Origin of the sequence: Nocardia sp. NPDC004604, from assembly GCF_040609795.1 — a bacterium.
GTDB lineage: Bacteria > Actinomycetota > Actinomycetes > Mycobacteriales > Mycobacteriaceae > Nocardia.
Genome location: NZ_JBEXLC010000142.1, coordinates 1 through 23095, shown reverse-complemented (window position 1 = coordinate 23095; position 23095 = coordinate 1). Strand labels below are relative to the sequence as shown.

The window sequence follows — 23095 nt, the reverse complement described above, 5'->3', positions numbered from 1 at the left end:
GCAAAGACGACTCAGAAGTTACCGCACATAGTAGGTCGCTATGTGTGCTAACTCCGTAGTGCCGGATTGGGCGCAGGACGCTCTGCTGTAGCGAAGCCGCCACCGGACTGGTCAGGACGCTGGGGTCCGGGGGTTCGACGGCCGCGATCGGGGCGCGGCCGAACGGACCGATGACGTCCGGGAGCCCGGAAGTGTTGAGCAGCTTGGAGAATTCGTTGGGCAGGCGGCGCAACCAGTTCGGGGAGACCTCGTTGACGTCGGCCAGCACCTTCGAACCATTGATGGCCGAGGCGATGGCGGGCTGCGAGGAGGTGGCCAGCGGCAGTGCCAGCAGCCATGCGGTGACCAGCACCGCCACCGCCTGCAACAGCGCACCGATGACGCTGTCCACACTGCGGGTGAACGGATGGCGCATACCGCCGCGCGCGGCCCGGCCCAGAACCATGCCCGCGACCTCGCCGACAATGACCAGCAGCACGATCAACAGCACGCCGGTGAGCACCCGCGGTCTGCCCTCGTTGACGTGGATCAGAATGTGCGGCGCAATGAGAATCCCCGCTACCGCGCCGAGCACGACGCCGAGGAAGGCCAGGGCGGAGGCCACCGCGCCCTGCCGCCAGCCGGAAGAGGCGGCCAGCAGTGCGAGCAGGACCACCGCGATATCGAGCCAAGCCGATGAGGTCATAACGTCATCCCTACGGCCGCAAGCGCGGTCTCTAGATCACGGACATCGCTGTGGTCCCATTCCCGTTCCCACCCGGCGGCCTTGCAGATTCCGGCCAGAATGCCGCCGGTCAGCCCCCACACCAGCATGCCGTCGACCTGGAAAGCCGCGCTCTGATAGCCGAGGCTGCCACGCACCATGAAGCGGTTCGCCGGTTCCAACAGGTCGGCCAGCGGCACCCGCACGACCCGTTCGGTCTCGGTCTGATTGACCACCTGGACCGCCCGCGGGGTGTGCCAGTAGGCCACCACCGGGGTCACATCGAAGCGGGACGGGGGCACGAACAGTTTCGGCAGCACGGCGAAGGGTTCTACGCCATCGCGCGCCAGCCCGGTCTCCTCACAGGCCTCGCGCAGCGCGGTGTCGATCGGTCCGGAGTCGCCGGGATCGACGGCACCGCCCGGAAAGGCGACCTGACCGCGGTGCTGGCGCATGGTCGACGCGCGCTGGGTGAGCAGCACATCCGCGTCGGCGGGCAGGCCGCCGGGGGCGTCGGGATCCGGTTCGGGCGAGCCGCTGAACAGCACGAGGACGGCCGCCTGCCGTGGTGTGCTGTTGACGATCATCGCCCGCCGCAACGCGCGTGCCAAGGTCAACGTGTCGGTGGCGTCGGTATTCGGGTCCGCCGCCCGACGCAGCCACTTCGGGATGCTGTCGGGCGTGGGGATCTCGGTCATGCCGCAACTCCCAGCTTGTTCGCGACCGTATCGGCGATATCGTCGACGCCGGTGAAGGCGCGCACGACCACCTCGGCGACCGAACCGTCCGCACGCAATAGCACCGATACCGGTAGCACCGCGGGCGCGCCCACCGCGGTGCGGACCTTGGCGCGCGGATCGAGCACGCCGGGCAATGTCACCCGCAAATCGGTCAGCAACGCGAGCGCCCTCGCCTCATCAGGATCGCTGTGCACGGTCAGCACGGTAATCGCGTTTCCGGCGCGTCGCGCGTACTCCTGCACATCCGGCAACTCTTTGGCGCACGGTCCACACCAGTACGCCCACAGGTTCAGCAGTGCCGGTTTACCCGTGAGCGCGGCCGCCAGATCGACCGGCTTTCCGTCGGCCAGACAGCCGAGGCCGAGTCCGGCAACCGGCCCGTGCCCCACCGCATCCGCCGCTGGCACCGGACATTGGGTGAGTCCGGCGGCACTGCGGGCGGTGAGTGCGGCCGTTGTTCCGGAATTCGCCGGATGGTCGCTGCCCGCCGCGGTGTCGTCGCCATGGCGCGGCCATAGCGCGACCGCCGAGGCCACCACGATGATCAACCCTGCCAGCGCCAAGCGCGCCCAGACAGGTATCCGTCTCACCGGCCCACCAGCTCGAGCAGATGCTCCGCCTCCGGACCCTTCACCAGCTTGGCCGCGGCCTCCGGATCGGTCGGCCCGGCCCCGAACGATGGGCAGTCCTTGGCCAGAATGCAGGCACCGCATGCGGGTTTGCGGGCATGACAGACCCGGCGCCCGTGGAAAATCACGCGATGGGACAGCATCGTCCATTCCTTGCGCTCGATCAGCTCGCCGATGGCGTGCTCGACCTTCACCGGATCTTCCTCGGTGGTCCATGCCCAGCGGCGCACCAAGCGGCCGAAATGGGTGTCGACTGTGATGCCGGGCACCCCGAAGGCGTTGCCGAGGATGACGTTGGCAGTTTTGCGGCCGATGCCGGGCAACTGCACCAATTCCTCGAGGGTGTGAGGCAATTCACCGTCGTGACGTTCGACCAGTGCCTGTCCGAGCCCGATCAGGGAACTGGTCTTATTGCGGAAGAAGCCGGTCGGCCGGATGTATTCCTCCAGCTCAGCGCGGTTCGCCTCGGCATAGGCGCGGGCATCGCGGTACTTGGCGAACAGCGCGGGTGTGGTCAGATTCACCCGTTCATCGGTGCACTGCGCGGAAAGTATTGTCGCGACCGCCAATTCGAGCGGAGTGGTGAAGTCGAGTTCACAGTGCGCGTTCGGAAAAGCCACCGCGAGCGCACGGTCCATCCGGCGGGCTCTTCGGGTCAGGCCCAGCTGGGTTTCCGCTTGTCGCGCTCGGGATTTGCGTTTCGGAACGGGGACCGCGGCGGGTTGCGCATCGGTCGCCTCGGCGGCAGGGGAAGGCCCGCTGACGGCGGCTGTGGAGGGGGAGACACGCACCCGTCCACCATACGGAACCACGCGACAACGGTGCCCTCCTAGATCTCTTGCCGTGTTCCATCTGAGACCTAGACCGTGTTTACTGCTCGTCATGCAAGGACTCGCTGTGGTGCTCTTCCCAGTGGTGCTGATGCTGTTTGCACTGGGCATGGAGCGGGTCGAGAATCGGCTCCGCAAACTTCTCGAACCCGACGAAGAGGTTCAGCAGTACCTGGACAAGGCAAGCAACGCCGAAGTGAAGGAGCTGACGAAGCTCGGACTGCCCGCCGCGGTGGCACGGATGCGCAGGCGCCGGTCCCGTGGTGAAGAACTGGACGTCGCACGCGCCAGCTGAAAGCCCTACCAACCGGTACCTGGCACGGCGCGCAATCCACTCGTTACGTGGTGTCTGTCACTACGCTGCTCTGATGCCGCGTAGACTGCGCTGTTGGCCGATTCGCTTCGGTCCAGGACAGAGCCATTTCCCATAAGGAGCACATTCGTGGACGAGGCCCTCGCCAGAGCAGGCATCTTCCAAGGCGTAGAGCCCACCGCGGTGGCGGCTCTAGCCAAACAACTGCAGCCCGTGGATTTTCCGCGCGGGCATGTCATCTTCAATGAGGGCGAGCCAGGCGACCGGTTGTACATCATCACCTCGGGCAAGGTGAAGATCGGACGGCGTTCCCCGGACGGCAGAGAGAACCTGCTGACCATCATGGGCCCGTCGGACATGTTCGGTGAGCTGTCGATCTTCGACCCGGGTCCGCGTACCTCGACCGCGACCACCGTGACCGAGGTGCGCGCGGTCACCATGGACCGTGACGCACTCAAGTCCTGGATCGACCAGCGGCCCGAGATCGCCGAGCAGTTGCTCCGCGTCCTCGCCCGCCGTTTGCGCCGCACCAATAATAACCTTGCCGACCTGATCTTCACCGATGTTCCCGGCCGGGTCGCCAAGGCATTGCTGCAGCTCGCACAGCGGTTCGGTACCCAGGAGGCCGGTGCGCTGCGGGTCACCCACGACCTCACCCAGGAGGAGATCGCCCAGCTGGTCGGCGCCTCCCGCGAGACCGTGAACAAGGCGCTGGCCGACTTCGCGCATCGCGGCTGGCTGCGGCTGGAGGGCAAGAGCGTGCTGATCTCCGACTCCGAGCGCCTGGCCCGCCGCGCGCGCTGACGCTCGACCGATATCGGCGACCGGATATCCGGCCGCCGCACTGCCGTGCTGCGGCGGATGTACGCCGTGGCACAAATACGAAAGCACGCTGAGTTCAGCGCTCCACTGAACTCAGCGTGCTGTTGTGCTCTCCCGACGCCTAGTTCTACTCGGCGCGCAGGTACTCGAGCTGCGCCTGTACCGAACTGCGCGCGGCCAGCCACAGTCGCTTGTCGACATCGGCATAGACCTTGCGCACCACCGCCATCGCGCCCGCGTTCGGACCGAGCACGCGCAGCGCCTCCCGCACTTGGTCGAGACGCTCCTGCCGATGCGCGATGTAGTACCGGGCGACCGGCTCCAGATCGGGGTGGTCCGGACCGTGCGCCGGTAGCAACGCACGTCCCGCGCCCACCTCGACCAGTCTGTCCAGCGATGCCAGGTAGTCGGCGAGGGTGCCGTCGCTGGAATCCAGCACGGTGGTGCCGGAGCCGAGGATGGTGTCACCGGTCAGCACCGCGTCGTCGAGGACGAAGCTCACCGAATCCTTGGTGTGGCCAGGGGTGTCGAGGACGGTGATCCGGAGACCGGCCGCCTCGATCACCTCGCCGTCGAGCAGCGGTGCGTCGGCGCCGTGCAGGAAGTCGGCGGTCCTGGCCCGCACCGGAGTACCCGTCAGCTGGACCAGCCGGTCGATGCCGCCGGTGTGGTCGTGATGCCGATGGGTGATCAGGGTGAGCGCGATATTGCCGTCGGTGGCGCGGGCGATGGTCTCGCTGTGCGCCTTATCCTTCGGTCCCGGATCGACGACCACGTACTCCGATTGCCCCGGGGCGCGCAACAGCCAGGTGTTGGTGCCCTCCAGCGTCATCTGGCCCGGATTGTCCGCGAGTACAACCGCCGCGGTCGGCGTGACCTGGCGCAGCTGGCCGTATGCGGGATGGGTGAGCGTCATAGGAGTACCCCAGTCGATCGAAAACCTTGCCTGCGAACCTGTCTAGCGCACTTCCGCGATCAGTTCGACCTCGACGGGGGTGTTGCGGGGCAGCTCGGCAACGCCGACCGCGGAGCGCGCGTGCACGCCCGCATCACCGAAGACCGCACCGAGCAGCTCCGAGGCACCATTGATGACCTGCGGCTGATCGGTGAATCCCGGTGCAGACGCGACGAATCCGACGACCTTGACGATCCGCACCACCGCATCGAGCCCGACCAGATCGTGTACTGCGGCGATCGCGTTCAGCGCGCAGAGCTTCGCCGCCTCCTTGGCCTGCTCGACCGAGACCTCGGCGCCGACCTTGCCGGTCGCCGAGAGCTGCCCGTCCGCGAACGGCAGCTGCCCGGAGGTGTAGACGAGCGAGCCGGTCCGGATCGCCGGAATATATGCGGCGACCGGGGCCACCACCGGCGGCAAGGTCAGGCCGAGCTGGGCGAGATTCTTCTCCCACTGTGTCATTGCCGAATCCCTTCGCTTATTTTTGGCGCTTGAGGTAGGCGACGTGCTGTTCGCCGGTCGGACCCGGGAGCACGGTCACCAGCTCCCAGCCATCGGCGCCCCACTGGTCCAGGATCTGCTTGGTCGCATGCGTGAGCAGCGGAACGGTGGCGTATTCCCACACCTTCGAATCACTCATGTCCGAGACTGTATCTTTGGCCGCGCGGGCGCGGCGTGTTCGCGGCCCCTAATGTCAGCATCGTGTAGCGATTCGATGAGGGGTGGTGGTCGGGCGACGGGTGGGCCTCGCGTCCGAGCCGTCGAGATTCGCGACTTCGTCGCATGCGCTTCGACGACTCGGCTGAGTTCGATGGCCGAGCCTTCGGCTCGGACGCGAGACGGGCCGCGAACGTCGCTCGTAAGACTCGCTCCGTGGTGGTCACCGATGTGCGGATCGTTCACTTGCTTCGAGCGCTCAGGCGTTTGGTGCGAAGGTGTTCGGGCGCCGCCGGCGATGCACGTGCCAGAAGCACACCGGCCTCGAGCAAGCCGCTGGTGGGACCGACTCCCTGACGGTCGATAAGGGCGAGGCTCTCCCGGTGCCGCAAGAAATGCGAGTCTCGCTGTCTGGGACGGAGCAGCTCAAAAACCGACTAGTAACCATATCGCTGGGGCGTGATCTGAGGACGGGTTATAGGCTCGCGATCGTGGGAGTACCAACAGCAGTGCCCATTTCGGCGGAGCCGGGGCCAGAAACGGGTTGGCCGGAGCGCGCGGATAAGGCCCGCTTGCACTATGTCTCCGGCAAAGGGGGAACCGGCAAGTCGACGGTCGCTGCGGCGCTCGCGCTCGCGCTGGCCGCGGGCGGACGGCGGGTGCTGTTGGTAGAGGTGGAGAGCAGACAGTCCATTGCCCAGCTCTTCGATCTGCCGCCGTTGCCGCCCACCGAGACCAGGATCGCTACCGCGGACGGTGGCGGTGAGGTAGTCGCGCTGGCACTCGATATCGAGCACGCCTTTCTCGAATACCTCGATATGTTCTACAACTTGGGCTTCGCCGGGCGGGCCATGCGCCGGGTCGGCGCCATCGAATTCGTCACCACGATCGCGCCCGGTCTGCGCGATGTCATCCTGACCGGCAAGATCAAGGAATGCGCGGTCCGGGTGGATAAGCAGGGCAAGCCGGTATTCGACGAAATCGTCGTCGACGCACCGCCGACCGGACGGATCGCCAGCTTCCTCGATGTCACCCAGGCCATGGTCGAAGTGGCCAAGGGCGGGCCGATCGCCTCGCAGGCCGAGGGCGTTTCGAATCTGCTGCACTCCGATCAGACGATGATCCACCTGGTCACCCTGCTCGAGGCGCTGCCGGTGCAGGAAACCGCCGACGCCGTCGCCGAGCTCACCGCCAATGACCTGCGCATCGGCACCGTCATCGTGAACCGCACGACCAAGGGCCAGCTCCCGGCCGAGGTGCGCAATAGGGCCGCACGCGGTGACATCGACCGCGACGCCATTCGCGCCGGCCTCACTGAGGCCGGAATCTCGCTGCCGGATCAGGACTTCCAGGGTCTGATCACCGAAACCATCGAGCACGCGGCCACTCTGCAGGCACAAGACGATAGCGCCGCCGAACTCGCGAAGGTCGATGTGGCTCGGATATATCTGCCTGCACTCGCCGACGGCATGGATCTGGGCGGCCTATATGAACTGGCCGAACATCTGAGTAAGCAGGGGGTCCGATGAGCAGCCCGAATGTAGCAGCGCAACTGGATATTTCGCGGATCATCGAGGATCCCACTGCGCGGGTGGTGGTCTGCTGCGGCTCCGGCGGCGTCGGCAAGACGACCACTGCTGCCGCCATCGGACTGCGCGCGGCGGAACAGGGCCGCAAGGTCGTGGTGCTCACCATCGATCCCGCGCGGCGACTGGCCCAGTCACTCGGTGTCGCCGATCTGGACAATAGCCCGCAGCGGGTGGCACTCGGCCCCGAGGCCAAGGGCGAACTACACGCGATGATGCTCAATATGCGTCGCACCTTCGACGATATGGTGCTCGAGCACACCAGTCCGGAGAAGGCGGAGCAGATTTTCGCCAACCCCTTCTATCAGACGGTCGCGTCCTCCTTCGGCGGCACGCAGGAGTACATGGCGATGGAAAAGCTCGGTCAGCTGGCCGCGCGCAAGGAGTGGGACCTCATCGTGGTCGACACTCCCCCGTCCCGCAACGCACTGGATTTCCTCGACGCGCCCAAGCGTCTCGGAAACTTCTTGAACGGCAGGATGATCCGGGTCATCATGGCTCCCGGTCGCGGTGTCACCCGATTGGTTACCGGTGCGATGAGCCTGGCCGTGCGCGCTGTGTCGACCATTGTCGGCGGGCAGATGCTCAAGGACGCGTCGAACTTCCTGCAGTCGCTGGAATCGCTGTTCGGCGGCTTTCAGGATCGCGCGGACCGTACCTACACGATGCTGTCCAAGCCGAGCACACACTTCCTGGTGGTCGCGGCGGCCGAACCGGACGCACTGCGCGAGGCGTCGTTCTTCGTCGACCGCCTCGCGACCGAACGCATGCCGCTGGCCGGATTGGTACTGAATCGAACCCATCCGGTGCTCAGCGCATTGCCCGCCGATCACGCGCTCACCATCGCCGATCAGCTGGCCGAATCCGATCCGCTCACCGCCGCGGTGCTGCGCATTCACGCGCAGCGAGTCGCCACCGCCAAGCGCGAACAGCATCTGCTGCACCGGTTCACCGGCGCGCATCCGCGGGTGCCGATCGCCTCGGTGACCGCGCTGCCCTTCGAGGTCTCTGATCTGGAGGCGCTGCGGGCGGTGGGTGTTCAGCTCACCGATGCGCATACGGTCGAGGTAACCGCCTGATCGTGACGTTCGAGCCGAAATCGCTTGGGCCACCGTGGCATTCTGATGCTGGATTGATATAGCCCCACTAACGGAACCGAGCCCGCAAGCGCGGGCTCGGTTCCATTTTCCAGGGTTAGATTGCTACTTGATGCTGACGCTGAGCCTGGAAAAAGTCCGCCCAGGACGTCACCTCCGGGTGCTGCTTGAGCAGCGCACGACGCTGCCGTTCGGTCATTCCACCCCACACGCCGAACTCGACTCGATTGTCGAGTGCATCGGCCCCACATTGCATCAGCACCGGGCAGTGCCTGCAGATCGTCGCCGCCTTGCGCTGCGCCGCGCCGCGGACGAACAGTTGATCAGGGTCTACTTCCTTGCATCGCGCCTGGGCAACCCAGGCGATCCTTGCTTCGGCCTGCTCCACGTCCAATCGAGCGATGGGGGTTGTCATGTGCATTTGGTGTGCCCCTTTGCAGTCCGAACACCGGGTCAACGGCGCTCCAGAATCGCGTGTCAGTGCGCAGCAACCCAAACCCCGCTGCGAACTGCACCACATTCCACTTTGAGTGTTAGCTCTATCACACTGGGTTCTCAATCTAGGTAAAGGTATGGCCTCTGCGCAAGACCGTCCCGAGACTTTTTGGTACGTCCGTCCATGCAAACGTGATCGAGAACCGGGCGGTCGACCCGACAGGTGGTTCGCCCTTCAACGACACGCGGGATTCCATCCCGCGACACGCCGATTCGGGCAGGCGAACCGCCAGATCCGAGGGACTGACAAACACACCCGAGAGCGCTGGATCGGCACCCCGTAGTCTTGGCGTCGTGCCGATCACACATACGCTCGCGAGGCTGTGCGGCAGCTGCGCGCTGGCCGCCGTGCTCGTCGCCGGGTTGTTGTTCCCTCTCGCAGGCGGTTTCGGGTTCGTCTCCAACCGTGCCGCCGACGCCGTCGACAATGTGTCCTCAGAACTGGTGGAGGGCACCGTCCCCGCCGTCTCGACCATGGTCGATATCAATGGAACGCCCATCGCCTGGCTGTACGAGCAGCGCCGTTTCGAGGTCCCAAGCAACATGATCTCCAACGACATGAAGTTGGCGATCGTCTCCATCGAGGACCGGCGCTTCGCCCAACACGAAGGCGTGGACTGGCAGGGCACGCTACGCGCGTTCCTCACCAATACGAGCAGCGGTGAGGTGCAGCAGGGTGCGTCCACCCTCGACCAGCAGTATGTGAAGAACTTCCAGCTGCTCGTCGTCGCAAAGACCGATGCCGAGCGTCGGGCCGCCATCGAGACCACCCCGGCGCGCAAGCTGCGCGAGATCCGGATGGCGCTCACCCTGGACCGGGAGCTGACCAAGGACGAGATCCTCACCCGCTACCTGAACCTCGTCCCGTTCGGAAATGCCTCCTACGGCATCCAGGACGCGGCGCAGACCTACTTCGGCGTCGACGCGGTGAACCTGAATGTGCCCCAGTCGGCGATGCTGGCCGGCATGGTGCAGTCCAGCTCGAAGCTGAACCCCTACACCAATCCCGAGGGCGTGCTGCAGCGGCGCAATACCGTGCTGGACACCCTGATCCAGAACATCCCCAGCCGCGCCGAGGAGTTCCGCAAGGCCAAGACCGAACCGCTCGGCGTGCTGCCCGAGCCGAAGGGGCTGCCGCGCGGCTGCATCGCCGCCAACGACCGCGGCTTCTTCTGCGATTACGCAATGCAGTACCTGGCCGATGCCGGCATCAGCCGCGAACAGATCAATACCGGCGGCTATACGATCAAGACCACTCTCGATCCGGCCCTGCAGGACTCCGTGAAGCGCTCGGTCACCGAGGCCGCGAACCCGAACCTCGACGATGTCGCACAGGTCATGTCGGTGGTCGGCCCCGGACAGGATTCGCATCCGCTGCTCGCCATGGCCAGCAGCCGCACCTACGGCCTGAACCGGAATGCCAACGAAACGGTGCAGCCGCAGCCGTATTCAATGGTCGGTGACGGCGCGGGCTCGATTTTCAAGCTCTTCACCACGGCCGCCGCCATGGAGAAGGGCATGGGTATCAATGCCCAGCTCGATGTGCCGGGCCGGTTCGAGGCGAAGGGCATGGGTAACGGTGGTGCGCGCGGCTGCCCGCCGGCCACCTACTGCGTGCAGAACGCGGGCAATTACAAGTCGCCGATGTCGGTGACCGAGGCGCTGGCCACCTCGCCGAATACCGCATTCGTCAAGCTGATCCAGGCCGTCGGCGTCACCCCAACGGTCGATATGGCGGTGCGCCTCGGCATGCGCTCCTACACCGAGGCGGGCACCTCTGGGCACGGCAACCAGAGCCTCGCGGACATGATCAAGGACCAGAACCTGGGCTCGTTCACCCTCGGCCCGGTCGCGATCAACCCGCTCGAACTCTCGAATGTGGCCGCCACCTTGGCTTCCGGCGGTCGGTGGTGCCCGCCGTCGCCGATCAAGGAGGTGATCGACCGCTCCGGCCGGACGGTGCCGCTCACCCAGCAGGCCTGCGAACAGGTCGTCGACCCCGGACTGGCGAACACCCTGGCCAACGCGATGGGCCAGGACGACATCAGCGGTACCGCCGCCGGTGCCGCGCGGTCCACCGGCTGGAATGCGCCGCTGTCGGCCAAGACGGGAACCACCGAGAGCCACCGCTCCTCGGCCTTCGTCGGCTTCACCAACTCGCTGGCGGCCGCGGCCTACATCTATGGCGACAGCCCGACGCCGGGCGAGATCTGCTCGTTCCCGCTGCGCGGCTGCGGCGACGGCAATCTCTTCGGTGGCAATGAACCCGCGCGCACCTGGTTCAACGCGGTCAAGCCGGTGCTCGGGAACTTCCCGCCGCCCGCACTGCCGCCGCTGGACGATAAATATGTGCGTGGGTCGAATCAGGCCCAGGTCCCCGATGTCACCAATATGTCACAGGGCCAGGCGACTGCCGCGCTGGTCGCGGCTGGCTTCCAGGTCTCGCCGGTGAACGGTCCCGGTGCGCCGCCGAAGGGGACGGTGATGGGGACCGCGCCGAATGGATCGGCGATTCCCGGGTCGGTGATCACGATCTATATCAGTGATGGGACGCAACGGGTCCCGACGCCCGCGCCCGGCCCCGCCGCGCCACCGGGAGTTCCGATTCCGGGCCTGCCCGGCATCCCCGGGTTCCCGAGTATCCCGGGATTCCCGGCCCCTCGATAGCGCCTCGACAAGATGAAACCGCCGACCCGGATTGATCCGGGTCGGCGGTTTCGTTATATCCGTCTCGGGACAGGTGCTACAGGCGCGCCTTCACGGCGGCCGAGAGCCGCGCGCCATCGGCCTTGCCCGCGGCGATCGCGGTGGCGGCCTTCATGACCTGGCCCATCTGTCGCATGCCCGGCCGCTCGCCGAGTTCCTGGGCGACCTGGGCGATCGCGGTGTCGGCCACATCGGCGACCTCCGCGTCGGTCAGCTGGCTCGGCAGATATTCATCGATGATGCGCGCCTCGGCATGCTCATTGGCGGCCAGTTCGCCACGCCCGGCCTGGGTGTAGACCTCGGCCGATTCGCTGCGCTTCTTCGCCTCTTTCTGCAGCACAGCAATGACCTCGGCGTCGGAGAGTTCCCGCGCCTGTGCGCCCGCCACCTCGGCGGTCTGGATGGCGGCAAGCAGCATCCTGAGGGTGGCGAGGCGCAGCGTGTCCTTGGCTTTCATCGCGGCGGTCATATCCGCGCGCAGCTGCGATTTGAGTTCCGACATGTGCCACACGGTAGCCGCTTCCCTGTTCCCGGCCCACTACATTTGGCGTCCTGTCGTATTGGCAATGCTCCCGGGGGCCGCAGGGCCGAATTGACCGCACCACACCGCTAGCGATTGCTTGCAGGTCGCTCGAAAGAACCTGCCCGCTTGTGCGGAAACACACTCGGCGTTCCGCACCGGGGTCACCTATGCTGGGCAAATGCCCGTAATCTCGACCGCCGCCATCCGACGAACCGCCTTGGGAGCCGCCGGGGCTGCGGTGGCCGGTATCGGCTACGCCTCGCTGATCGAACGAAACGCCTTCGTCCTGCGTGAGGCCACGATGCCGGTACTACAGCCGGGCTCGTCATCGCTACGGGTGCTGCACATCAGTGATCTGCACATGATGCCAGGTCAGAAGCTCAAGCAGCAGTGGCTGCGGGAGCTGGACCGGCTGGAGCCGGATCTGGTCGTCAATACCGGTGACAACCTGTCGCATCAGAAGTCGGTGCCCGCGGTGGTTCAGGCCCTCGGCGGCTTGCTTTCCCGCCCGGGCCTTTTCGTTTTCGGCAGCAATGACTACTTCGCGCCGGTGCCGAAGAATCCGGCGAAGTACTTCAAGAAGGACCACCGGCGGGTCTACGGTGCACCGCTGCCGTGGAAGGACCTGCGCGCGGCCTTCACCGAGCGTGGCTGGCTGGATCTGACCCACGTCCGCCGCGATGTCGAGGTCTCCGGCTTTCGGATCGCGAGCGCGGGCGTCGACGATCCGCATCTGCAGCGCGACCGGTACGACACCATCGCGGGCGCACCCAACCCGCTCGCCGTGCTGAGCATCGGCCTGACCCACTCGCCCGAACCCCGGGTACTGGACCGCTTCGCCGAGGACGGCTACGACCTGGTCATGGCCGGGCACACCCACGGCGGTCAGCTGTGCCTGCCCGGATACGGTGCGCTGGTCACCAACTGCGGTATCGACCGTTCCCGGGTGAAGGGCTCCTCCAAGTGGGGTACGCACACCCAGTTGCATGTCTCCGCGGGTCTGGGCACCTCGCCGTGGGCGCCGTACCGCTTCTGCTGCCGCCCCGAGGCCACGCTGCTGACTCTGGTCGCCGCGCCGCCGACGCGTCCCAATGCCGATAGCGGCCAGGGCGTTTCACCCTCGGAAGCCATCGCACGCTGAGTTCGGCTAAGGTCCCTTGCCGAGACTGACGTCAGGCAGGGGAACCAGTGTGAGTGATTTCGACGACCGGCGCGGCGAATCGACGGATTCGGGTCGGCCCGGGACGCCGTATCAACAACAGCATTACGGCGCCGGACAATTCGGTCCTGCACTGGGACAGTCCGAGCATTCCACCCCCGCCGCTGACACCCGGCCGGCGCAGGCGCACAACACATTCGGTGCGCCGGTACACCTCGATCCGCCGGCATCGCCGCCGGGCGGCGGTGCGCCGAACTGGCCCCACGGCACCAATGACGCGGCGGGTTCCTTGCAGTGGCAACCCGGCCACACCGGATCGACCCGAACGGTAAGCGCGCAGGGACAATTCAAACCCACGACAGAGTGGGAACCCACAGCGACCGCCACGGCACCGCGCAAATCCACCTCGGCATCGCAGACCGGCCGAGGCCAGTACGGCTCAACGGCGCAATTCCAGGCCGGTGCAACAGCATTCGGGCCGCAGGGGCCAACCCGCGCGGCCCATGGACAAGACGCCGGCCTGAACGCGCTCTTCGGCGACCGCATCACACCGGACGCATTGCGCCCGAATCGCAGCCGGGACCGGCGCGGTATCGCCTTGGTCGCCGCCGCGGTGGCGGCGCTGGTGGTCGCGGGCGGAGCGACGGCGATCGTGTTCGCCAATAGCGGCCCGGATAACACCTCCGCGCAGAATCCGGCGCCATCGATGGTGAGTGCGCTCACGCCAACGGCGTCGCATACCCCCGCACATTCCAGCACCAGCCAGCCCAGCGCCCCGGCCAATCACGAAACCCCGGTCGTACCCGGCTATCAGGTGGTGGTGGCATCGGACCTCGGCGCCGCCTATGACGTGCCCGCCGACTGGACCGTGGCACCCGACGGCAAGGTCGGCGGTTTCGGCGAGCCGCCCAATGCCGTCACCGGTAAGGGCCTGGCGACCGAGGGGAAGAGCTACTGCCCCGGCTCCACCCGCACCGTGGCCTTCCTGACCGGTTCCCAGGACGCCGATTCGGCAACCGCGGCAACCGAACTCGGCACCAGGACCGCCAAGATCGCGTACACGAACTCACCGGGCGGCACGCCGAGCCCCGCACAGCCGCTCACCTCCCTCGACGGCTCCCAGCACGGCATGTTCGTGGAGACCAGGGGCACCGCCGCCAAGGCCAATCCCGGCTGCGCGACGGAGTACGCCGTCTACACCTTCGCCACCCCCACCGATAACGGCAGCTTCGTCATGGTGATCACCGCCGATACCGGCGTGCCCAATGCCGTCGATGCGGCGACCGCGCAGCGCATCTTCACCAGCATTCGACCCCATGAAGGATGATTGACCTGCCGGTTTAACGTCTGGACCTGAGCTGTTGTAAGCTACTGCAGGTTCGATTCACGGGGTGTGGCGCAGCTTGGTAGCGCGCTTCGTTCGGGACGAAGAGGTCGCAGGTTCAAATCCTGTCACCCCGACTCGTGGTTGAGACGAACGGCTCCGCCCCCGGCCCTCGCAGGCCGGGGGCGGAGCTGTTTGCGCTGGTTGGCCCGACGGTACGGGGTCGGCCACCACACCGCACAGGCGATGACCGCTAGTAGCCCGGATATCAGGGCCAGCAATCCGACGATCACGAACGCTTCCATCGCTACCTCCCGACACTGCTCGTAGGTGCACCCGGCGCCGAGGGCGGATCGCCACCGACGGACGGCGCGGGAAGGCTGTCGGCGAGTCATCTCCGCTGGCTCCGCTACCCCGCGCCGGGCCGCTCATCAGCCTGCTGCGGCAATGTGTCCTGCAGTGGCGCGGCGGCGTTGCCAAGGTGTTGCTGTCTGCTCCACCTCACTGTGCACCGCCGGTGAGAAGTTCCGGAAGGAGGCGCGCCGAGGACGGGACCGAATGACAGCATGGTTGTTCCGATATGTCCCTTGATGTCCCGTATGAGCGGTGAGCACACTCTTACCGCTTGCTAACTTGCGGACATCTCGACGAAACGCGAGGTCCATAGCGTATACACGCATGTCGACACGGGTGGCCACACAGGCGGATGCGGCGGGACGACCGTTGCGGGACGTGGTTTATACGACGCTGCGCGGCGAGCTGATGAACGGGGATATCAGGTTCGGCGAGCGCCTGACCGAACCCAAGCTGTCGGCTCGGTTCGGGATATCCAGGACGCCGATCCGCGAGGCGCTGACGGTGCTGTGCTCGGACGGGCTGTTGCAGCGCGAGGAGTACGGCTTCACCCCGGTGCGGCCCAGCATTCCACTGATCCGCGATCTCTACGAGCTGCGAATCACCTTGGAGCTCAGTGGAATTCAGCGGGCCATCGACAATCCGGCGGTGGTGCACGATCACGCGCTGCTCGCGGCCGAGCGGGAGGCCTGGCGGGTCCTGCGGGCGGATCCGCCCGAGCAGGAGCCCGGTTTCGTGGTCCGGGACGAGGAATTCCACGTCACCCTGCTGACCGCGGCGGGCAATGCCGAGCTGGTGCGCTCGTTGCAGGCGGTGAATTCCCGGATCCGGCATGTGCGGATGTACGACTTCATGGTCAACAACCGCATCGAGACCACCATCTCCGAACATCTGGGAATTCTGGATGCCGTACTGGCACAGGATCTTCCGCTGGCCTACCGGCTACTGCACACCCATATCGGCGAATCGCTCGATGTGGTCCTCGATCGGGTCACGCGGGCCATTGCCGCGATGTCCCTGGCAACTGAATAGGGAGATTCCGGTGGCACTGGAGTTCGATACCGTCCTGGTCGCCAATCGTGGCGAGATAGCCTGTCGGATCATGCGCACGGCCCGCGCATTGGGCCTGAAGACCGTTGCGGTGTACTCGGATGCCGACGCTGGTGCGGCACATGTCGAAATCGCCGATGTCGCGATATATCTGGGGCCGAGCCCGGCCGCCGAATCGTATTTGCGAGCGGACCGGGTGATCGATGCGGCGTTGTCGACCGGTGCGGGCGCGATACATCCTGGATACGGGTTCCTTTCGGAGAATGCGGATTTCGCTACGGCCGTCACTGAAGCGGGTATTGCGTTCGTCGGACCGACGCCGGAACAGCTGCGTATATTCGGCGATAAGCACACCGCCCGCGAGACAGCCAGATCCGTTGGCGTGCCGCTGATTCCGGGCAGCGGGCTGCTCGAATCGGCCGAGCACGCGGTGGCCGAAGCCGAGCGCATCGGCTATCCGGTGATGCTCAAGGCGGTCGGTGGTGGCGGCGGTATCGGCATGCAGGCCTGCGGCAATGCCGATGAGTTGCGCGCGGCGTATCGGCGGGTGCAGCGGCTGGCCGCGACGAACTTCTCCTCGACCGGCGTCTTCCTGGAGCGGTTCGTGGCGCGGGCCAGGCATATCGAGGTACAGCTTTTCGGTGACGGTCGCGGCCGCGTGGTCAGTCTCGGCACCCGGGATTGTTCGCTGCAGCGGCGCAATCAGAAGGTGCTGGAGGAGGCGCCAGCGCCCGGGCTCCCGCCGGGGCTGTCTGAGCAGTTGCTCGCGGCCTCGCGTGAGTTGGCCAGGTCGGTCGGGTATCGGTCGGTGGGCACGGTCGAATTCGTTTATGACGTCGACCGCGGTGCGGCCTCATTCCTGGAGATGAATACCCGGCTGCAGGTCGAGCATCCGGTGACCGAGGCGGTGACCGGGGTCGATCTGGTCGAGTGGATGCTGCGGCTCGCGGGCGGGGACTCCGCGATGGTGGACGAACAGCCCGAGAGCGGACCGGCGATCACCGGCTGGGCGGTCGAGGCGCGGGTCTACGCCGAGGATCCGGGGCACGATTACCGGCCAAGTGCCGGATTGATCACCTCGGCGGCCTTCCCGGATCAGACCGCTCGATCCGCGCCCGGTATTCGGGTCGATACCTGGATCGCCACGGGGACCGAGGTCAGCCCGTTCTACGATCCACTGCTCGCCAAGGTGATCGCATCGGGGTCAAGCCGTGACGCCGCCTTCGCAGAGTTGCGCGATGCGCTGGCCGCGACGCGGATCTATGGCGTCCAAACCAATCTCACCCAATTGCGTGCCGCCGGTGCCGATGCCGTCGTGCTCGCCGCCGAGCATGTCACGACCACGCTGGCCGATATCCGGCTCGCCGGGCAGCGCATCGATGTGCTGCGTGGCGGCACGATGACCACGATTCAGGACCATCCGGGTCGAATCGGCCTGTGGCAGGTCGGCATTCCGCCATCCGGTCCAATGGACGATCTCTCGTTCACCCTGGCGAATGCCGCCGTCGGAAACCCCTCGGGCGTACCGGCACTGGAATGCACGCTGCAGGGTCCGCAGCTGTGCTTCGCCGATACCACCGTGGTGTGCGTGACGGGCGCGCAGACGCCGGTCACGGTGGATGGACAGCCGGTTGCCATGTGGGAACCGGTGACCGTCCCGGCCGGATCAGTGCTCGATATCGGGGCACCCGCCGACGCCGGATTGCGCACCTACCTCGCGGTGCGCGGCGGCATCGATGCGCCGCTGTATCACGGTAGTGCCGCCACCTTCACCCTCGGCGGTTTCGGCGGCAGCACCGGCAAAGCCGTTGCGGCGGGCGATGTTCTGGGTGTTGTCGCGAATCGGACCGAACTCGATGCACCGCGCGCGGTGCCGGTCGACGAGCGACCCGAATTCACCCATATCTGGCGATTGGCTGTCGGAATCGGCCCGCAGACCTCACCCGCATACTTCACCGACGCGGATATGGACCAGTTCTATTCGCACCCTTGGAAAGTCGGCAGCCACGCGAATCGCACCGGCATTCGCCTGGAGGGGCCGAAGCCGACCTGGTCGCGCACCGATGGCGGCGATGCTGGACTGCATCCGTCGAATCTGCACGACAATCCCTACAGCGTAGGGACATTGAACGTCTCCGGCGATACCCCGATCCTGCTCGGACCGGACGGGCCGAGCCTCGGCGGCTTCGCCTGCCCGCTGACCGTGGTTTCGGCGCACCGCTGGAAACTCGGCCAGCTGCGCCCCGGTGACACCGTGCACTTCGTACCCGTCGACGACGATCGCGCCACCGCGCTGCGCCGTTCGAATGCCGCCCGCGCCCGCGCCGATATCCCCGATACCAGCGGGGAGCTCACCGCGGCCCGGCGTCTGCGCACCGGTTCCGGCGCACCCGCCGGTCTGGACGATCGCGGCATCCTCGGCACGGTGGCGGCGGGCGCGGATCGCCCTCGGGTCGCCTATCTGCGCGGCGGCGATGACAATATCCTGGTCGAATACGGCGAGATGGTGCTGGATCTCGGGCTGCGCATGCGGGTGCACGCACTCGCGCAGAGGCTGGCCGACACCGGACTGCCCGGCATCATCGATGTGACACCGGGTGTGCGTTCACTGCACATCCACTTCGATCCCGATGTGCTGCCGCAGTATCGGTTGCTCGGCACATTGACCGAGCTCGAGCTCGAATTGCCCGCCACCCACGATCTCGTGGTGCCGAGCCGTACCATCCGGTTGCCGCTGTCGTTCGACGATCCGTCCATCGCCGAGGCCATCGACCGCTACCGCAGCGGTGTCCGCGATACCGCGCCGTGGCTGCCCTCGAATACCGAATTCATCCGCCGCGTCAATGGACTCGACAGCGTCGAGGATGTCCGTGCCGCGGTCTTCGACGCCGAATATCTGGTGCTCGGCCTCGGGGATGTCTATCTCGGTGCGCCACTGGCGGTTCCGCTGGATCCGCGACATCGGCTGGTCACCACCAAATACAATCCGGCGCGCACCTGGACGCCATCGGATGCCGTCGGCATCGGCGGCAAATATCTCTGCGTGTACGGCATGGCGTCACCGGGCGGCTATCAGCTGATCGGCCGGACGGTGCCGATCTGGTCCAGCTACCGGCAATACGCGCCGTTCGAACCCGGCACCCCGTGGCTGTTCCGGTTCTTCGACCGGATCGTCTGGGAGCCGGTGACCGCCGAGCAATTGCTCGAGCAACGTGCGGCCGCGGCGGCGGGACGTTTCGACGCCGAGGTCAGCGAGGGTACCTTCGCACTCGCCGACCATCTGCGGATGCTCACCGAAAATGCCCCGGCCATAACGGAATTCGAGACCCGACAGGCCATCGCGTTCGAGGCCGAGAAGCAGGCCTGGCGCGCCGCGGGAGAATTCGAGCGCAGCGCGACCATCGCGAGCGCGCCGGAACCCGCCACCGACCCGCTGGCCGGATTGCCACCGGATGCGACCGTGGTCACCGCGCCGATGATCGGCAATGTCTGGCGGGTGGAGATCGAGGTGGGCCAGCGGCTCGGCGCGGGTGACCCGGTGGCCATCCTGGAAGCGATGAAATTGGAACTGCCGGTGCACAGCCCGGGCACCGGCACGGTATTGAAGGTGCTGGCCACCCCCGGCGCCAAGGTAGAACCGGGAACCCCACTAGCAGTGATCGGAGCCGTCGAATGACCTCGGGCGTCCTAGGCAATACCGAAGTCCATGGCACGCCGACCGGGCGGGTCGCCGCCGCCTATCGGCGCATCGCCGAGGTCGATCGGCCGGAGGTGTGGATCACGCTGCGCGCGGAGGCGGATGTCGCTGCCGATGCCGCGGCCGTCGAGCGACGGCTCGCTGACGGCGAATCCTTGCCGCTGGCAGGGGTTTTGGTCGCGGTCAAGGACAATATCGATGTCGCGGGATTGCCGACCACCGCGGCCTGTCCGGAATTCGCCTACACCGCAGAGGTCACCGCGGCGGCGGTCGAGCGCTTGATCGCCGCGGGTGCCGTGGTGCTCGGCAAAACCAATCTGGATCAGTTCGCGACCGGACTGGTCGGCACGCGCAGCCCGTACGGCGCGGTCCGCCATGCCGAGGATCCGGAGTTGATCTCCGGCGGATCCAGTTCCGGGTCGGCGGTCGCGGTGGCATTGGGTATCGCCGATATCGGAATCGGTACCGACACAGCGGGTTCCGGACGCGTTCCGGCCGCACTGCACGCAATCGTGGGCATCAAGGCCACCTTGGGCATCATTCCGGCACACGGTGTCGTCCCGGCGTGTGCGGACTACGACGCCGTGACGGTCTTCGCCACCGATCTGGACCGCGCGGTCGCGGTCGCCGCGGTGATGGCCGGACCGGAGCCGCGGGATCCGCGCAGCCGAACTTGGCCCGCCGACGTGCCGCTCGCCGCACCGCAGGCACCTCGGCTTGCGATCCCCCGCGCCGCGGACCTCGCCGCGCTCAGCGAGCCGTACCGAGATGCCTTCGCCCGCACCGTATCCGCGGTGACCAGCGCCGGTATGGCAACCGAAGAGGTGGATATTTCCGGGATGCTCGATGCCGCGCGGCTGCTGTACGACGGCGCGATCGTCGCGGAACGCTATGCGGCCGTCGGCACCTTCCTCGACACCGCACCGGCGAGCGCCGACCCGACCGTGACCGCGATCATCAAGGCCGCACGGGCCACGACCGGTCCCGGATTCGCGGCCGATCTGGACGCGCTGGCCAGAGCCAAGGCCGCGGCCGCGCTGACGTTGCGGGGATTCGCCGGCCTGCTGCTGCCGACGACCACCGAGCATCCGAGTATCGCTGCGGTACAGGCGGATCCGGTCGAGATCAACCGCCGGATGGGCACCTACACGAACTTCTGCAATCTGCTCGATATGGCGGCGGTGGCCGTCCCCGGCCTGCCCACCGCAACCGGAGCACCGTTCGGGGTGATGGTCGTGACGCCCGCCTTCGCCGATCAGATCGCCATCGATATCGCCGCCCGCATCCTCGGCGACGACGACGCGCCAACACTGATCGACAGCGGTGTGGAGCTCGCCGTTTTCGGCGCACATCTGCGCGGTCAACCACTGCACTGGCAACTGGAGGAGATCGGCGCACGCTTCTGCGGGGAGGTCCGGACCACCGATGCCTACCGCCTGACCGCACTGGACACCACACCCCCGAAACCGGGACTGGTGCGCCACGGTCCCGGACTCGGCGCGCCGATTCTCGGCGAACTGTTCCGGGTATCGGCGGCGGGCCTGGGCAGCTTCCTTGCCGCGCTACCCGCGCCAATGGCACTGACCAGCATCGAACTCTCTGATGGCCGCGCGGTCATCGGCTTCGCCTGCACCTACGACGCCGCCCGCACCGCCACTGACATAACCTCCTTCGGCGGCTGGAAGGCCTATCTGCAAAGCCAGAACTAGCCCGCTACCTCACCAAACGAATGTCTTACACATTTGTACTAGACAGACGTGCAACTCGTCTGTTAGACATATGTGCAAGACAAACGAGTCAGTGAGGAACAGATCATGAGCACCAACCACTCCGCCACCACCCAGCCTCGGATCCTCGTGTGCGGCGGCGGGATCGGCGGCAATGCCGTTGCCCTGCAGCTGCTGCGGGCCGGGATCCGGGCGACCGTGGTCGAGCGTGCCGCCGAGCCGCGCCCAGGCGGGCAGGCCGTCGATCTGCGCGGCCCGAGCGTCGAGGTGGCGGAGCGGATGGGTCTCATGCCCGGCATCCGCAAGTCCCAACTGGACGAGCGCGGCATGGTCTTCGTGGACAGCGAGGGCAAGGAGCTGCTGCGCATGCCTGCGGAGGTATTCGAGGGCAAGGGGACGGTCGCCGAGATCGAGATCACCCGCGGCGATCTGAACCAGGTACTGCTCGATCTGCTCGCCGAGGCGGGCGGTGTGGACTACCGCTACGGCGAATGGGTCACCGAGATCAGCCAGGACGACGCGGGTGCGGATGTCACCTTCGCTTCCGGCACCACCGAGCGGTTCGACATCGTCATCGGCGCGGACGGACTGCATTCCGCGACCCGGCGCCTGGTCTTCGGACCGGAGGAGCAGTTCTCCACCTACCTCGGCGGCTACATGTCCTTCTTCACGCTGCCCACGCCCGACTACGCGGAGCCGCACTGGATCGCGATGAACTCGCTGGTCGGCGCGACCGGTGTCGGACTGCGCCCGGATGCCGATCCGTCTACCTGCAAGGCGCTCGTGGTCATTCGCGACGAGGCGAATCCGGCACTGCGCCGCGATGTCGCGGCACAGCAGCAGCTCATCCGCGAGCGGCTGGCCGACGGTGGCACGATCGCGAGCACCGTGCGCGACGCCATGGCCGAGGCGGATGACTTCTATTTCGACGAACTGGCCCGCATCGACGTCCCGAACTGGTCCAAGGGCCGGGTGGTGCTGCTGGGCGACGCGGGCTACTGCGGTTCGCCGCTCACCGGGCAGGGCACCGCGATGGCGCTGGTCGGCGCCTACGTGCTGGCCGGTGAAATCGCCTCGCACGCGACCGATCCCGCGCAGGCGCTGGCCCGCTACGAAGAGGTGCTGCGCCCGTTCGTGGCGACCGCCCAGGAACTGCCGCCCGGCGGGCTGCGCTCGATGACGCCGCAGTCCAAGTTCGGCATTCGCGCTGGTCTGTTCGTCAGCAAGCTGATGACCACCAAGATCATGAAGCCGCTGATGATGAAGATGCTCACCAAGACCGAGAGCTACGACCTGCCCGACTACTCGGTTCAGACCGTCGGCTGAACACCGCGCTTCGCGAGGACCGGCACCGTCCGGTCCTCGCATTTTGCCGCGACATTGTGCGGACCCGCGGCGGACTTCGAACCGCCCGGCCGGGCCGATCCCCCCGCGTGAACCGGCCCGGCCCATATCTGTGGATGGGATCGTCGGCGTGCACCCGATGGTTACCTTCGGCAGTGGCGAGCGCAGGGTTCGCCGGTCAGCTCCGGGAAGAGCCATCCGAAATGGTTGCCCCGATAAAGCTCCAGCCGGGCCGGTCACCCCTCGTGGACCGACCCAGCTGGCGCTACCCCCGTGACGCGACCTGTTACCCCTCGTGAACAGATCGAGCCCGGTTCCCCACCCCCGGTGGTGGCTTAGTACCGCCGGTGTTGACACAAACAATGCCGCCGCGGGCTTGTTGGG

Annotated in this window: 20 protein-coding genes and 1 tRNA gene; 12 read left to right on the top strand and 9 right to left on the bottom strand. The window is 66.6% G+C overall.

Annotated elements, in window-relative coordinates:
• The 4 genes from ABZW16_RS35055 to nth all read right to left on the bottom strand — a co-directional run.
• The coding region (locus ABZW16_RS35055) for a CvpA family protein (protein WP_354960408.1) at positions 1 to 685 on the bottom strand (685 nt) is incomplete at its 3' end.
• Positions 682 to 1401, bottom strand: a complete 720-nt coding sequence (locus ABZW16_RS35050; RefSeq protein ID WP_354960407.1) for a CoA pyrophosphatase — start codon at positions 1399 to 1401, stop codon at positions 682 to 684. The genes ABZW16_RS35055 and ABZW16_RS35050, both read right to left, overlap by 4 nt.
• The gene (locus ABZW16_RS35045; RefSeq protein ID WP_354960411.1) at positions 1398 to 2024 is read right to left on the bottom strand and encodes a TlpA disulfide reductase family protein; all 627 of its coding nucleotides are present in this window, start codon (positions 2022 to 2024) and stop codon (positions 1398 to 1400) included. The genes ABZW16_RS35050 and ABZW16_RS35045 overlap by 4 nt, the downstream gene beginning before the upstream one ends.
• A gap of 5 nt (positions 2025 to 2029) precedes the next feature.
• A complete protein-coding gene (gene nth, locus ABZW16_RS35040; RefSeq protein WP_354960410.1) occupies positions 2030 to 2737 on the bottom strand; it encodes an endonuclease III in 708 nt (235 codons plus the stop codon).
• A 217-nt stretch (positions 2738 to 2954) separates the two neighbouring features.
• On the opposite strand from nth, the gene ABZW16_RS35035 reads away from it, so the two are divergent.
• Both ABZW16_RS35035 and ABZW16_RS35030 read left to right on the top strand, forming a co-directional pair.
• Positions 2955 to 3197, top strand: coding sequence for a hypothetical protein (locus ABZW16_RS35035; protein ID WP_040686056.1), 243 nt, complete (start codon positions 2955 to 2957; stop codon positions 3195 to 3197).
• A gap of 147 nt (positions 3198 to 3344) precedes the next feature.
• Complete coding sequence (locus tag ABZW16_RS35030; protein WP_011206875.1) at positions 3345 to 4019, top strand: Crp/Fnr family transcriptional regulator; 675 nt, start codon at positions 3345 to 3347, stop codon at positions 4017 to 4019.
• A 145-nt stretch (positions 4020 to 4164) separates the two neighbouring features.
• Here ABZW16_RS35030 and ABZW16_RS35025 read toward each other — a convergent pair whose 3' ends face one another.
• The 3 genes from ABZW16_RS35025 to ABZW16_RS35015 are packed head-to-tail and all read right to left on the bottom strand — an operon-like array spanning position 4165 to position 5632.
• Positions 4165 to 4953: an MBL fold metallo-hydrolase gene (locus ABZW16_RS35025; RefSeq protein WP_354960406.1), complete on the bottom strand. Its 789-nt coding sequence runs from the start codon at positions 4951 to 4953 to the stop codon at positions 4165 to 4167.
• Between the two features lie 42 nt (positions 4954 to 4995).
• On the bottom strand, positions 4996 to 5454 hold the full coding sequence (locus ABZW16_RS35020; protein ID WP_354960405.1) for a RidA family protein: 459 nt from the start codon (positions 5452 to 5454) through the stop codon (positions 4996 to 4998).
• Positions 5455 to 5470: 16 nt separating this feature from the next.
• Positions 5471 to 5632 (bottom strand): DUF4177 domain-containing protein, encoded by a 162-nt coding sequence (locus ABZW16_RS35015; protein WP_354960404.1) that lies wholly within the window; start codon positions 5630 to 5632, stop codon positions 5471 to 5473.
• Between the two features lie 526 nt (positions 5633 to 6158).
• On the opposite strand from ABZW16_RS35015, the gene ABZW16_RS35010 reads away from it, so the two are divergent.
• Together ABZW16_RS35010 and ABZW16_RS35005 are read left to right on the top strand one after the other, a co-directional pair.
• Positions 6159 to 7178, top strand: coding sequence for an ArsA-related P-loop ATPase (locus tag ABZW16_RS35010; protein ID WP_354960409.1), 1020 nt, complete (start codon positions 6159 to 6161; stop codon positions 7176 to 7178).
• Positions 7175 to 8314 carry an ArsA family ATPase gene (locus tag ABZW16_RS35005; RefSeq protein WP_354960403.1) on the top strand — a complete coding sequence of 380 codons (1140 nt, stop codon included), beginning with the start codon at positions 7175 to 7177 and terminating at the stop codon, positions 8312 to 8314. The genes ABZW16_RS35010 and ABZW16_RS35005 overlap by 4 nt, the downstream gene beginning before the upstream one ends.
• 115 nt (positions 8315 to 8429) lie before the next feature.
• On the opposite strand, the gene ABZW16_RS35000 is transcribed toward ABZW16_RS35005, so the two are convergent.
• Positions 8430 to 8753 (bottom strand): WhiB family transcriptional regulator, encoded by a 324-nt coding sequence (locus ABZW16_RS35000; protein WP_330251089.1) that lies wholly within the window; start codon positions 8751 to 8753, stop codon positions 8430 to 8432.
• Between the two features lie 368 nt (positions 8754 to 9121).
• Here ABZW16_RS35000 and ABZW16_RS34995 point away from each other — a divergent pair, with 368 nt between their 5' ends.
• On the top strand, positions 9122 to 11494 hold the full coding sequence (locus ABZW16_RS34995; protein WP_354960402.1) for a transglycosylase domain-containing protein: 2373 nt from the start codon (positions 9122 to 9124) through the stop codon (positions 11492 to 11494).
• 76 nt (positions 11495 to 11570) lie between these two features.
• On the opposite strand, the gene ABZW16_RS34990 is transcribed toward ABZW16_RS34995, so the two are convergent.
• Positions 11571 to 12035: a GatB/YqeY domain-containing protein gene (locus ABZW16_RS34990; RefSeq protein WP_354960401.1), complete on the bottom strand. Its 465-nt coding sequence runs from the start codon at positions 12033 to 12035 to the stop codon at positions 11571 to 11573.
• Positions 12036 to 12234: 199 nt separating this feature from the next.
• On the opposite strand from ABZW16_RS34990, the gene ABZW16_RS34985 reads away from it, so the two are divergent.
• The 7 genes from ABZW16_RS34985 to ABZW16_RS34955 all read left to right on the top strand — a co-directional run bounded on the left by ABZW16_RS34985 (position 12235) and on the right by ABZW16_RS34955 (position 22693).
• Complete coding sequence (locus tag ABZW16_RS34985) at positions 12235 to 13197, top strand: metallophosphoesterase (RefSeq protein ID WP_354960400.1); 963 nt, start codon at positions 12235 to 12237, stop codon at positions 13195 to 13197.
• A gap of 49 nt (positions 13198 to 13246) precedes the next feature.
• Positions 13247 to 14542 (top strand): hypothetical protein, encoded by a 1296-nt coding sequence (locus tag ABZW16_RS34980; RefSeq protein ID WP_354960399.1) that lies wholly within the window; start codon positions 13247 to 13249, stop codon positions 14540 to 14542.
• Positions 14543 to 14602: 60 nt separating this feature from the next.
• Positions 14603 to 14676 (top strand) — tRNA-Pro (locus ABZW16_RS34975).
• 541 nt (positions 14677 to 15217) lie between these two features.
• Entirely contained in the window at positions 15218 to 15925 is a 708-nt protein-coding gene (locus ABZW16_RS34970) for a GntR family transcriptional regulator (RefSeq protein WP_354960398.1), read from the top strand.
• A 10-nt stretch (positions 15926 to 15935) separates the two neighbouring features.
• On the top strand, positions 15936 to 19619 hold the full coding sequence (gene uca, locus ABZW16_RS34965; RefSeq protein WP_354960397.1) for an urea carboxylase: 3684 nt from the start codon (positions 15936 to 15938) through the stop codon (positions 19617 to 19619).
• A complete protein-coding gene (gene atzF, locus ABZW16_RS34960) occupies positions 19616 to 21349 on the top strand; it encodes an allophanate hydrolase (protein ID WP_354960396.1) in 1734 nt (577 codons plus the stop codon). Before uca ends, atzF begins: the two co-directional genes overlap by 4 nt.
• Before the next feature lie 105 nt (positions 21350 to 21454).
• On the top strand, positions 21455 to 22693 hold the full coding sequence (locus ABZW16_RS34955; RefSeq protein WP_354960395.1) for an FAD-dependent monooxygenase: 1239 nt from the start codon (positions 21455 to 21457) through the stop codon (positions 22691 to 22693).
• Positions 22694 to 23095: the final 402 nt, after the last annotated feature.